At 33.6% G+C, this 13,440-nt stretch carries 10 protein-coding genes; 9 read left to right on the top strand and 1 reads right to left on the bottom strand.

The features are described 5' to 3' along the window. Nucleotides 1–9 precede the first annotated feature (9 nt). Together ffh and DW196_RS02070 are read left to right on the top strand one after the other, a co-directional pair. Nucleotides 10–1,443, top strand: coding sequence for a signal recognition particle protein (gene ffh, locus DW196_RS02075; protein WP_118249758.1), 1,434 nt, complete (start codon nucleotides 10–12; stop codon nucleotides 1,441–1,443). A 218-nt stretch (nucleotides 1,444–1,661) separates the two neighbouring features. Then, the gene (locus DW196_RS02070) at nucleotides 1,662–3,095 is read left to right on the top strand and encodes an amidase family protein (protein WP_118249757.1); all 1,434 of its coding nucleotides are present in this window, start codon (nucleotides 1,662–1,664) and stop codon (nucleotides 3,093–3,095) included. Between the two features lie 22 nt (nucleotides 3,096–3,117). On the opposite strand, the gene DW196_RS02065 is transcribed toward DW196_RS02070, so the two are convergent. Beyond that, the gene (locus tag DW196_RS02065; protein ID WP_071457101.1) at nucleotides 3,118–4,332 is read right to left on the bottom strand and encodes an FtsW/RodA/SpoVE family cell cycle protein; all 1,215 of its coding nucleotides are present in this window, start codon (nucleotides 4,330–4,332) and stop codon (nucleotides 3,118–3,120) included. A gap of 197 nt (nucleotides 4,333–4,529) precedes the next feature. Between DW196_RS02065 and DW196_RS02060 the strand changes: the two genes are divergently transcribed. From DW196_RS02060 to allE, 7 genes are all read left to right on the top strand, one after another. Next, nucleotides 4,530–5,693 carry an MFS transporter gene (locus DW196_RS02060; RefSeq protein ID WP_084657198.1) on the top strand — a complete coding sequence of 388 codons (1,164 nt, stop codon included), beginning with the start codon at nucleotides 4,530–4,532 and terminating at the stop codon, nucleotides 5,691–5,693. Between the two features lie 79 nt (nucleotides 5,694–5,772). Beyond that, nucleotides 5,773–6,741, top strand: coding sequence for an asparaginase (locus DW196_RS02055; protein ID WP_071457100.1), 969 nt, complete (start codon nucleotides 5,773–5,775; stop codon nucleotides 6,739–6,741). A 372-nt stretch (nucleotides 6,742–7,113) separates the two neighbouring features. Next, nucleotides 7,114–8,595 (top strand): putative allantoin permease, encoded by a 1,482-nt coding sequence (locus DW196_RS02050; RefSeq protein WP_118249756.1) that lies wholly within the window; start codon nucleotides 7,114–7,116, stop codon nucleotides 8,593–8,595. A gap of 12 nt (nucleotides 8,596–8,607) precedes the next feature. Further along, nucleotides 8,608–9,975 (top strand): allantoinase AllB, encoded by a 1,368-nt coding sequence (gene allB / locus DW196_RS02045; protein ID WP_118249755.1) that lies wholly within the window; start codon nucleotides 8,608–8,610, stop codon nucleotides 9,973–9,975. 162 nt (nucleotides 9,976–10,137) lie between these two features. Further along, nucleotides 10,138–11,376 (top strand): MFS transporter, encoded by a 1,239-nt coding sequence (locus DW196_RS02040; RefSeq protein ID WP_118250202.1) that lies wholly within the window; start codon nucleotides 10,138–10,140, stop codon nucleotides 11,374–11,376. 6 nt (nucleotides 11,377–11,382) lie between these two features. Beyond that, nucleotides 11,383–12,615, top strand: coding sequence for an allantoate deiminase (allC, locus tag DW196_RS02035; RefSeq protein WP_118249754.1), 1,233 nt, complete (start codon nucleotides 11,383–11,385; stop codon nucleotides 12,613–12,615). A gap of 24 nt (nucleotides 12,616–12,639) precedes the next feature. Then, nucleotides 12,640–13,425 carry a (S)-ureidoglycine aminohydrolase gene (gene allE / locus DW196_RS02030; protein WP_118249753.1) on the top strand — a complete coding sequence of 262 codons (786 nt, stop codon included), beginning with the start codon at nucleotides 12,640–12,642 and terminating at the stop codon, nucleotides 13,423–13,425. Nucleotides 13,426–13,440: the final 15 nt, after the last annotated feature.

Here is a 13,440-nt window from a genome sequence, read left to right as displayed (position 1 = left end):
GTTTTAAATATGGCTTTTGAGAGTTTAACAGATCGCTTACAAGTAGCGATGAGCAAATTAAAGAAAAAAGGGACGGTAAAAGAAGAAGACGTTAAAGATATGATGCGCGAGATACGTCTTGCGCTACTTGAAGCCGACGTTAACTTACAAGTCGTTCGTGGATTTGTTAAAAGTGTTGGTGAACGAGCTGTCGGAGTTGAAATTCTAGAGTCTCTTAATCCAACGCAACAAATCGTAAAAGTAGTTGATGAAGAATTAACGAAAGTGTTAGGTTCTGAAGCAGTTGGTTTAAATAAATCACCAAAAATTCCAACAATTGTTATGATGGTTGGGTTACAAGGTGCTGGTAAAACAACTTTTACAGGTAAAATTTCAAACTTTCTGAAACAAAATGAAAAAGCCAGACCTTTACTAATTGCAGCTGACGTGTATCGTCCAGCCGCCGTTGATCAATTAAAAGTAATTGGTCAACAACTTGATATTCCTGTTTTTGAAATGGGAACTGACGTTGACCCAGTGGAGATTGTTCGCCAAGGTTTAGAACAAGCAAAAGAGAATAAAAACGACTATGTATTTATTGATACGGCAGGTCGTTTGCATATTGATGAAACTTTAATGGATGAGTTGAAACGTATAAAAGATTTTGCTCAACCAAACGACATCTTGCTAACAGTTGATGCGATGACTGGTCAAGATGCCGTAACAGTTGCTCAAAGTTTTGACGAGCAGCTAGATGTTACAGGGGTTGTGTTAACAAAACTTGATGGGGATACTCGTGGTGGTGCGGCACTCTCAATTCGAGCTATTACAGGAAAACCAATTAAATTTATAGGTACTGGTGAAAAATTAACAGATATCGAAGTATTCCATCCAGATAGAATGTCTAGTCGTATTCTTGGTATGGGGGATATGCTTACTCTAATTGAAAAAGCTCAAAAAGAATATGATGAAGAAAAAGCAGAAGAACTAGCGCAAAAAATGCGTGAAAATAACTTTGATTTTAATGATTTTATCGAGCAATTAGACCAAGTGATGGGCATGGGACCATTAGAAGATTTGATTAAAATGATTCCTGGAATGAACAATGTACCAGGTCTTGATCAATTACAAGTTGATCCAAAAGATGTGGCTCGTAAAAAAGCCATTGTATACTCAATGACTCCTGAAGAAAGAGAAAATCCAGATTTATTAAACCCAAGTCGTAGAAGACGTATAGCGGCAGGTTCTGGTAACTCAGTTGTTGAAGTAAATAGAATGATTAAACAATTTAATGAATCACGTAAAATGATGCAACAAATGACTAAAGGTAATATGCCAGCTGGACTTGAGAATATGATGGGTGGCGGAGTCAAAGGCAAGCTTGGTAAAATGGCCATGAACAAAATGATGAAAAAGAACAAGAAAAAAATGAAAAACAAGAACAAAAAGAAAAAGAAAAAATAAAAGAAGGTCGTGTAGTGCACCCAAAAAGATAGATTAAAAAGTCTAACTTTTAGGGTATGCAACACTAAGAGCCTTCTTTTTTTATTTAAACAAAATTGTTTTTATACGAAATGAAAATAGGGTGTTTGAAACTATTCATAACTTAATAACGTTTATTTGTAGTAAGAAATAATTCAAATCGATAAACTGTACTTATATAAATGAATGAGGTGAACAGAATGAAGGATGCTACTTATTGGGCAAATGAAGTAAAAGAAAAACGAGTTTCAGTAGATGAATTACTGAATGAAACGTATAAAAAGGCGTTAGAAAACAACGAGTTGAATTGTTTTGTAGATCTTGATTTAGATAGAATAAAGGATAATCTTACAAGAACAGATTATAATGGAGCGTTCTATGGCGTTCCATTTCCTTTAAAAAATATCGGGCAGCAAAAAAAAGACTGGTTAAACACATCAGGTTCAAAATTATTTTTGAATAATCGATCGCATTTAACGGATAACTATGTCAGTCAAATAGAATCTGCTGGATTTATTCCATTTGGTGTTACAAATGCCCCTGAGTTTGGATTTAAAAATGTAACAGATCCAGAATGTCATGGCGTAACAAAAAACGCATGGAATAAGGATTATCATGCAGGGGGAAGCAGTGGAGGAGCAGCATCAGCTGTCGCATCTGGTATTGTTCCAATTGCTGGAGCAAGTGATGGTGGAGGGTCTATTCGAATTCCTGCAAGTTTTTCCGGTTTATTAGGATTAAAACCAAGTCGTGGGGTTATCACAACCGGCCCAAACGAATGGCGTGCATGGCAAGGGGCTTCTGTTAATTTTGTACTAGGTGTATCTGTAAGAGATGCAAGAAGTCTGTTGTCTATCTTGAAACCTAGACAGCAAGTGTCTCCTTTTTTATTCCCACAAGAAAACGGTCATGATACAAAACATTTAAAAATTGCTGTTTGTTTTGATTCACCAGTAGGAAATCAAGTATCAGATGAGGCTAAAAAAGCAGTAAAAAAAGCTATTCGTTTTTTTGAAAAAGAAGGCCATACTGTTACAGAAATAAACTACCCAATCAATGGTGAGCAGTTGATTAGAAGTTATTACACGATGAATGGTGGGGAAACTGCTGCAATGATGTCATCAATTGAAAATAATTTAAAACGTAATCTAACGATGAATGATATGGAATTAATGACTTGGACATTGTATCAATATGGTCAGAAATTATCCGCTTCAGATTATGTGCAAAGTTTTTATCCATGGGATGATTCGACTAAAATAATGGAAGAATTGTTTACTGAATATGACGTGTTTTTATCGCCTAGTGCTACAACTACAGCACCCAAAATAACTGATGATTTACAAAGTGGTACTATTCGTAAAAGTATGTACGCAGCAAACGAATTAGATAAGCATGAATTAGCTAACTTAGTATATGATATGTTTGATAAAAGCTTGCAAATAACACCATATACTCAACTTGCTAATCTGACTGGTCAACCAGCGATTAATTTACCTGTATATATAGCAGATAATGGGTTACCAATTGGTGTTCAGTTAATGTCAGCTAAAGGAAATGATGGTCTGTTATTAGATATAGCAGAAAGATTTGAATTAGAAGAGCAATTTATCCTACCAGCTTATTATAGATAAATAAAAAACTGACTAGTGAGAACTACATCTCGTTAGTCAGTCTTTGTTGATCGAGTAATTGATAATTATTATGATGTTCTTGGTATAAAGCTTTTCTTTTTTCTTCAGCACTGATATTTAATGCAATACCGACAAGTATGGATAGGGTCATTAGGTTTGAACCACCGTAACTCATAAATGGAAACGGTACACCAGTCATTGGCATGATACTTAAAATACCGCCTAAATTGACAAATAGTTGAAGCAAGATAGCCGTACTAATCCCAATACACGCTAGAGAGTTAAACGCATTGGTTGATTTAATTCCAATAGATAAAATTCTGAGAATTAAATAAAATAAAATCATCAGGATAATGATACTAGCAATTAACCCAAGTTCTTCCATAGTAATAGAAAAGATAAAGTCAGTTTCAGCTACTGGTAAAAATCCTTTTTTCTGAATACTTTTTCCTAAGCCTTTACCAAACCAACCGCCATTGTAGATAGCAAAGTATGAATTGACTAGCTGAAATCCATTATTTAACTTATCTTCAAAAGGATTACTCATGACAGAAAATCGTTTGTAGACGTGAGAAAAACGCTCAGGAATTAACATCCCGCCATTAAACATGACGATTTGCCAAACAAGTCCAATGAAAACAACTAGGCCACCAAAACTTAAGAAAGTATATCCCCAAGGAATTCCACTTGCTAATATTAATATGGAAAACAGGAAGAAGATAATTGCAGCTCCACCAACGTTTGGTTGGATAAAAACTAGCAGAATCATGCCACCGATAATGGCTGTTGGCACCAAGACTGACTTAAAAAAATTTTGATTAATTGACTTTTGTCGTTTTGAAAAAATAAATGAACAATATAAAATGGTGGAAATCATGACAAATTCAGACGGTTGAAAACTAAAACTTCCAATTGAAATCCATCGCTGTGCTCCACTAATGGTTTGTCCCAGGCCTAAAATACTTGTAGCAACCAATAAAATGTAGGTGATAGCTAACATAATTTTTTGAAAGACATCGGTTTGATAGACTCGTAATTTGGTTTTATAAATAATGGCTATAAGGATAAGTGAAATAATAAAAAAGATACCTTGCTTTGTTGCAATGGAAAAAATACTTTTTCCTTGTTGGTTTAATTTATAAGAACTAGCACTAAAAATCATCATAATGCCAATAATGTTAAGAATCATATATGGAATTAAAATTTTAAAATCAATAAATTGTAGTTTTTTCCTCATGGAGTTGTCCCCTCTATTGCAATTACATTTTGATACATACTAATTAGTATAACAAAAAATAACATTAAAAAAAGATGATTTAACAAAATATCATAATTTTATCAAACTTTTAAAGAGTTATTAGTCACTAGATAAAGTCTATCTGAAAACAAAGAAAAATGGTATGATAAGGTGTTGATTATTAAGGAGTGAAGTATGTGAGAAAAAAGATTGAAATGAATCCATTAACGAGTATTTCGATTCTATCTATTTCGTTTATTTTAACAAGTGGTGTATCAATAAATGGGACTCTCCCTTTTATCAAAAAATCGTTAGAATTAAGTCAAGTAAAAGCAGAGCTACTCAGTACAATACCAAGTATCACAGTTATTATATTTATTTTACTGTCTTCCAGTATCTCAAAAAAAATTGGCATGAAAAAAACAGTCGTTGTTGGCTTATTATTAGTTTGTACAGGTGGTGTATTACCAAAATTCACACCAAATAGTTATGCATTAATATTTTTAGGTAGATTATTATTAGGTGCTGGTTTTGGGATGTACAATGCATTATCTGTCAGTTTTATAAATGGTTTATATAATGGTAGAAAACGATCAGAGCTTTTAGGCATTAGAAATGCTGTTGAAGGGCTAGGTCAAATGATTCTAACCTTTATTGCAGGAATTCTTATCACAAGTAATTGGACAAATGCATATTTAATTTATTTTTTAAGTTTACCTATCGCTGTTTTATTTTACCGATTTGTTCCGGACATTGCGTCACAGACAAAAAAAGAAAAGGATGCATTCAAGCTGACAGTTCCACTTCTTCTTACAGCATTATTTGCGTCAAGTTTAGTGATGAATTCAATTGCAGTAGCAGTAAGATTTCCATCATTAGCTATAGAAATTAAAGGAGAGCAAGTTAATACAAGTTTATACCTTTCTATCATGCCGATTTTAGGAATTATTGCTGGATTTCTTTTTGAAAAAGTTATTCGTCGCTTTTCATTTAATATAATTTATTTGGCATTAGGAATTAATATATTGTTTAACTTATTGGTTTATTTATCAGATATATCGTTTACATTGTTATTGATTGGTTTGTTTATATCTAGTGTCCCTGTCGCTTGGGTTTTACCATACATTTTTAATCATATTGAACAAATAGCAAAGGACATGGATATTAATCAATCAACTTCTGTTATTTTTATTGGCTGTAATTTAGGTGTTTTATCAGCTCCAGTTATCATGAGTCTATTGAATTCATTGTTTCATTCGATAGATTTAAAATTTCCATTTCTTTGCTTTACCATAATCTATACTTTAGTTTTTGTATTGATTCGTTTTAAACATAACAAGATTGAGAAATTCATGAGTTAATAATGAGAATTTATTCGTCTAAGCTTTTAACTGTAAAAACTGCTTTATAATGAGTCTAGAAAATAGATGAGGTGACATGATGAAAAGAGTTCTTGTTTTACACACAGGTGGTACGATATCTATGACCCAAGGGGATAGTGGTGGGGTTGGTCTATCTGATAAGCATCCATTAGGAGATAAATTTTTACCTTTACCAAAGAACATTGAATTGGTAACAGAAGAAATATTTAATCTCCCTTCACCACATATCACACCTAAAGAGATGTTGATTTTAAAAGAACGCATAGAGCAAGCTGAGTCACAAGATTTTGTTGGAGTAGTGATAACTCATGGGACTGATACACTAGAAGAAACAGCTTATTTTCTTGAATTAACTTTAAAAAATCATTTAGCAATGGTTTTAACAGGTGCGATGAGAAGTAGTAATGAAATTGGATCAGATGGATTGTACAATTTTCGTCAAGCAATAATTACAGCTTCACATGAATCTGCTCGTGATAAAGGCGTGTTGGTTGTAATGAATGATGAAATTCACGAGGCAAGATTTGTTACAAAGACTCATACAACAAGTGTTGATACTTTTCGAGCACCGACTTTTGGACCGATTGGAATATTATCTAAGAACAAACCAATATTCTTAAAAGATGTTAAAGAAGAAGAAGCATATTCAATTAGAACAGTTGAGGGAACCATACCGATTGTCAAAGCCTATGCTGGGATGGATGGGACTTTGTTCCATTTATTATCAGAGACAGAGATTGATGGGGTCATCATTGAGGCACTTGGTGCTGGGAATTTACCTCCAGAAGTTTTACCTAGTTTAGAAAAATTACTAGAAAAGGGTGTTCCGGTTGCTCTTGTATCCCGCTGTTCTAACGGAATTGCAGAAGATATTTATAGTTATGTTGGTGGTGGTGTTGAACTTAAACGTATGGGCGTGATGTTTGTTAGAGGGATTACTGGACCTAAAGCTCGTCTAAGATTACTTGTTGGTTTAAATGCAAAACTGAACAAAGAAAGTTTAAAACATTATATGACTGAAATTTAACATTTTAAAAGTGTTTAATTATAAGTTCTAAAAGAACTATCATAATTAGGCACTTTTTATTTTATGTATATGTTTTTAAAAAAGGTACATTATGTTATAATTTAGTTGCGTAAAAGTAATAAGAAAATGACAATATGAGGTGATTTCATACAAAATATTAAGAAATATAAGTTCAAAAAAACAAACGATTTATTTTTGTGTGGTTATTTATAGTATTTTTTCATAAAAATACCTATAAAAGTTTGTGAAATAAATGCCCTATAAATAGTCAGATTGCACAAATATAGCCACAGATATGTAAGACCACACAATGAAAACGTTTTTTCTTTTGTGTATTATTTGAGTATAAATAAATTTATCAAGGAGGACGTTATGGAAACGGGAAAGAAGGGTATCGCGTTACTTGAAAAAGGGATTGACGTTTCAACCGGTGAAGTCGAAAAGATTTCACAAAGAGGATACAACGAAGACTTGTTACCTAAGACAGAGGATCAACGTTCAATGAGTTGGAAAAACTATTTTACACTTTGGATGGGATCGGTTCATAATATTCCTAATTATGCAGCAGTTGGCGGTTTTTTATTTTTAGGCTTATCGCCTGCTAATATTATGTTTGCATTAGTGTTAAGTAGTTTAGTCGTTGCTGGACTAATGATTTTAAATGGAAAAGCCGGAGCAAAATACGGTATCCCATTTTCAATGCATTTACGATCTACTTATGGGACTCTAGGGGCTAAACTTCCCGGATCTTTAAGAGGGATTGTAGCAGCAATTGCTTGGTTTGGATTACAAAATTATACAGCATCATTGGCATTATTAATTCTTATAGGTAAGTTTTGGCCTGGTTTTTTAACTCTTGGAGGAAATTTTAACTTCTTTGGTATTGGTTTGCCAGGATTAATTGCTTTTACTATATTTTGGGGGATAAATGTATTAATTGGTTTAGGTGGAGGGAAAGTCTTAAATAAATTTACAGCTATACTAAATCCTCTTATCTATATTGTGTTTATCGGCATGACAGTTTGGGCAATAAATGCAGCCGGTGGATTTGGCAATATTTTAGCCTATAGACCTAATTTAGAAGGTGTTACAACGTATTCTCCAATACTTGTTTATCTAATGATAATTAATTCAGTTGTTGCAGTTTGGGCAGCACCAAGTTCAAGTGTTGCAGATTTTACTCAAAATACTAAATCAATGAAAGACCAAGTATTTGGTCAAGGATTAGGTTTATTCATTGGCTATGTTATTTTTGCTGTATCAAGTGTGTCAATTTTAATAGGAGGCTCAATTTATTACGGTGTTGAAGAATGGAATGTTTTAAACATTGTAAATAATTGGGGGAATTTACCAGCAGTGATTTTATGTATTATCGTGTTGTTGATGACGACTATTTCAACAAATGCAACAGGTAATATTGTACCAGCAGCTTATCAATTGTCCGCTCTGTTTCCGAAAAAAATCAATTACAAAAAAGGTGTGTTAATCGCAGGAGTGATTAGTTATGTGATTATGCCTTGGAAATTAATGGAAAACCAAGAAAGTATTTATACGTTTTTAAACATGATTGGTGCGGTTATTGGACCAGTTGTTGGAGTCATGTTAGCTCAATATTATTTTGTTGCAAAACAAAAAATTAATTTAGATGATTTGTATATGGATGAAGAAAATAATAAAAGTAATAATGCGTATTATGGTGTCAATAAAGCAGCGTATATTGCGACTATTATAGCTTTAGTTGTTTCAATCAGTGGTGAATTTATTTCATCATTGAAAATGGTTTCAAGTCTATCATTCATAATAGGATGTGGATTGTCATTTGCTATATATTTATTATTAAAACTAAAAAAATAGGAGGAATTAAAAATGACTTTTGATTTATTAATTAAAAATGGTTTGGTTATTTTAACTAGTGGAGAAGTGAAAACCGATGTAGCAGTAAAGGATGGTAAAATTGTAGCTATTGGATCTCGGTTGGGTGAAGCTAAAGAAGAAATTGATGCAACTGGTTTAATTGTTAGTCCAGGAATGGTGGATGCACATGTCCATATCACTGATCCAGGTGGTGGTTACCGCGATTTATGGGAAGGTTATGTAACAGGAACTAAAGCATGTGCTAAAGGTGGTGTAACATCATTCATGGAAATGCCGTTAAACCAAGTTCCAGCAACTGTTGACAAAGAGTCATTACAAATAAAATATGATGCAGGTAAAGGAAAACTATTATCAGACGTAGGCTCATTTGGTGGATTAGTTCCTTACAATCTTGAAGGAGGAATTCAAGAATTAGATGAGGGTGGTGTAGCAGCTTACAAATGTTTCATGGCAACATGTGGAGATAGAACAATTGATGGTGACTTCATGAATGTTGATGATTACTCATTATATGAAGGAATGAAGCAAGTTGCTAAGACTGGTAAAGTATTAGCTATCCATGCTGAAAATGCAGCGATCACTGATAAATTAGGAGATATTGCATACAAAAACGGAGAAACAACATTAGCAGCTTACGTTGCAACTCGTCCTGTATTTACTGAAGTTGAACCAATTCGTCGTGCGATTTTATTTGCTAAAGAAACAGGTTGTCGTATTCATATTTGTCATATTGCTTGTCCAGAAGGTGTAGAAGAAGTTGTTAAAGCACAAGCTGACGGTGTGGATGTAACGTGTGAAACATGTACACATTATCTATACTTCACAACAGATGAATTAGACGCGATTGGTCCTGTTGTAAAATGTTCACCACCAATCCGTGATAAAAAAGCTCAAGATGGTTTATGGGAATATGTAGCAAATGGAGGATTATCATTTGTTACATCAGACCACTCACCATGTACACCAGATTTAAAAGATAAAGAAAACGCATTTGAAGCTTGGGGAGGAATTTCAGGCGTACAAAACAATGTGGATGTATTATTTGATGAAGGTGTCCAAAAACGTGATTTACCATTAACAACATTCGCTAATATCATTGCAACTAATCCAGCTAAACGTTTTGGTTTGGATGAAAAAGGTGAAATTGCAATTGGTAAAGATGCAGACTTTGTTCTAATTAAACCTAATGCACCATACACATTAAAAGCAGAAGATTTGGAGTATAGAAATAAAATCAGCCCATATATTGGAAGAACAATTGGAGCACAAGTCGACACAACTATTTTAAGAGGTCATACAATTTATTCACAAAAAAATGGTGTGAATGATGAGGCAATTGGAGTATTTATCAAGAAATAGTTTTTTAGAAAATAGAGTCTAGTAATAGATTCTATTTTCTTCGTTAGTTTTGGACAAACGGGAATTATCATTTGGTTAAGAGTAACCAATGTAAATGGTCAAATAGTGTAATAAGATAAGAATATATCGTAATAAAGATTAGAAGGAGGTTTTTGAGTGACGATGCGTACAAACAATTCATCAAGAACAATTCTTCAACCATATTGGAAACAAGTTATATTAATCTCAACTTTAGGATGGATAGTGGTTTGGATTAATCGAACGGCTTTAACACCAATCTATCCTCAATTGAGTATTTTCTTTGACAATGCAAGTGATGCACAAATAGGAGCTATTTCAAGTTTCTATTTTTTAGGTTACGTGTTAATGCAAATACCTTCAGGCTTATTGGTTGATAAGTTCGGTAAGAAAACGGTTTTGATTCCAGGATTTATATTATTCGCGATAGGAACATTACTTTTAGCTACGTCAAATTCATTAAATATCATGTATTTGGGAAACGTTTTAGCAGGTGTTGGTAGCGGGACATTCTATGGAGTGGCGTTCTCTTTAACCAATGAATATGTTCCTTATCAATACCGAAGTATTGCTACAGCAATTGTGAATTGCGGAACGGCGATTGGTAGTGGTATTGGGATGATTGCATCAAGCTACTTTATCTCGCAAAAAGGAATGGATTGGCAAATAATTGAGTATGTTTCTTTAGGTACTATTTTAGCGATGATCATACTATTTCTTTTGTTCTTAAATCGAGACGTCAAACAAAAAAGAATAGATGATACCGTTGTGCCATTAGAAAATAAAATGACGTTTAAAAAGTTAATGGCACCTAAAATGCTAGGAGCGTATACTGTTTATTTTTCAACATGTTATGCTTATTATCTTGTAAATACTTGGTTACCTAATTTTTTAGAAACAGAACGAGGGTTTACAGGAGCAACAATTGGACTTGCTACATCATTAATTTTCATATCGTCTGTACCAGGAGCGTTGATTTTTAGTCGATTGGCAGATAAATATAGTAATCGTAAAATAGATTTAGTGGTTTTTTTAGAAATTATGGCTGCTATCACACTATGTTTAACAGTTATGACAGGAAATAAAATAGTATTACTAATTGGTTTAATACTATATGGTTTTTTTGGGAAAGTGGCGGTTGAACCAATTATTATTTCTTGGCTAGGGGAAAATGTTTCTGTAAAAGGTTTAGCAACAACACTGGGTGTTTTTAATTTTCTTGGAATGAGCTCATCTGTAATAGCTCCTTCCCTTACTGGTGTCATATCAGATACAACAGGTTCGAAAATCACTGCCTTTTATTTATCTATTGTCATATTAATAATAGGTACTGTTTTCTTTTATATAGTCAATCGAAAAAGTAGCAATAATAAGAAAGGATGAAAAATAATGACAGATTTGCAACAAGAAATAGATCAAGAGATTACATGGTTGTCATCTATCGGACTTGACGACAAACAAGGAACAACACGTTTACTTTATGACAATCACTGGGTAGCTGCCCAACATGGTTTAAAAGAAAAATTTGAACAAGAAGGTTTAGAAACATCTTTTGATGTAGTTGGAAATTTATCTGGAAAACTAGTTGGAAGTAAATATCCAAATGAAGTGGTTCTGACAGGATCTCATGTTGACACAGTAGTTAATGGAGGAGCCCTAGATGGACAATTTGGTATTATCGCATCATTTATCGCAATAAAACACTTGAAAGAAAAATACGGTCAGCCATTAAGAAGCTTAGAAGTAATCGCAATGGCTGAAGAAGAAGGTAGTCGCTTCCCATTTGCTTTTTGGGGAAGTAAAAACATTTTTGGGTTAGTTGATCCAGAAGAAGTAAAAGATTCGGTTGATTCAGAGGGCATTGTTTTTGCTCAAGCGATGGAAGACGCGGGATTTGATTTTCCAGAGAAAAAACAACCCGTTCGCGATGATATTCATGCCTTTGTTGAGATTCATATCGAACAAGGAAATGTTCTTGAAAATACGGGTAAACAAGTAGCAGTAGTTGATAGTATTGTTGGACAAAAGCGTTATGACATCACGTTAAAAGGTCAAGCGAATCATGCTGGAACAACACCAATGGGTTACCGAAAAGATACTGTTTATGCAATGAGTAAAATGATTAGTGAAGGCATTGATGATGCTAAAAAAGAAGGCGATCCACTTGTTTTAACATTTGGACATGTTGCGGTTAAACCGAATACTGTAAACGTTGTCCCAGGTGAAGCATTCTTTACAATGGATTGTCGTCATACTGATGGTGGAGCTTTAGATAAATTCACCTCTAATTTAGTGAAAAGGTTTAAAGAAATTGCCAAAGAGTGTGATGTTGAGATTGAAATTGATAATTGGATGGATGAAGAACCAGTTCCTATGTCAAAAGAAATCGTATCACTGTTACAGGAAGCGTGTGCTGAGGCTAATCTAAACTATACAACAATGCATAGTGGGGCAGGACATGATTCACAAATTTTTGCTCAACATGTTCCAACAGCTATGTTATTTGTTCCGAGTATTAATGGCGTGAGCCATAATCCTGATGAATCAACTAAATTAGAAGATTTAACTGAGGGAGTAAAAGCATTAATTGCTTCATTATATAAATTGGCATATCAAGAATAAAAATTGTGAAAGAGGTTATTGATTATGGGTTATCGTACAAATGAGTTGGGGTATCCAACAGATTTATTGCATTCAAGAGCAGTTGTGGAAAGAGGAAACTTTGCGTTGCTTCCACCACAAGGATTAGTTAAAAATATGTTACCAAACTTTGATGACTGTGAAATGACGATCTTAGCCACACCAAAACTTGGAGCAGAATTTGTTGACTATCTATGTCGTGTGCTACCTGGTGGAGGTAATAAAGCAGGATTTGGTGAAAAAGGAATTGAAATATTTTTATATGTTTTAGATGGTGAATTAACGGTTAGTGACGGAGAAAAAACATACGATTTAACAACTGGTGGATATATTTATGTACCAGAAGATAAAACATTAACATTTGAAAATAAAAGCCAAAAACCAACTGAAACATTCCTGTATAAAAAACGTTATCAATTTGTAGAAGGTCTTAAAGCTTATACTTATGTGGGTAATTCAAATGATGTTGAGGGTGTCGATTATGAAGATATGACGGATGTTGATTTTAAAACATTATTACCATCAGATTTAGATTTTGACATGAACTTTCATATCTTAAGCTTTGCAACAGGTGGATCTCATGGCTATATCGAAACACATTATCAAGAACATGGTGCACTTCTTTTAAGTGGAGAGGGTATGTACAACTTGGATAACTACTGGATTCCAGTAAAAGAAGGCGACTATATCTTTATGGGTGCTTATAACTTACAAGCATGTTATTCAGTTGGTCGTAATGCACCACTTAGCTATTTATATTCTAAAGATTGTAATCGTGATGTAGATATTTAAAAAGGGAGGATAACA

It is taken from the genome of Vagococcus sp. AM17-17 (genome assembly GCF_003471765.1).
Classification (GTDB): Bacteria; Bacillota; Bacilli; order Lactobacillales; family Vagococcaceae; genus Vagococcus; species Vagococcus teuberi.
The sequence above is the reverse complement of the archived record's forward strand: the minus strand, read 5'-3'. Positions and strand labels throughout refer to the sequence as shown.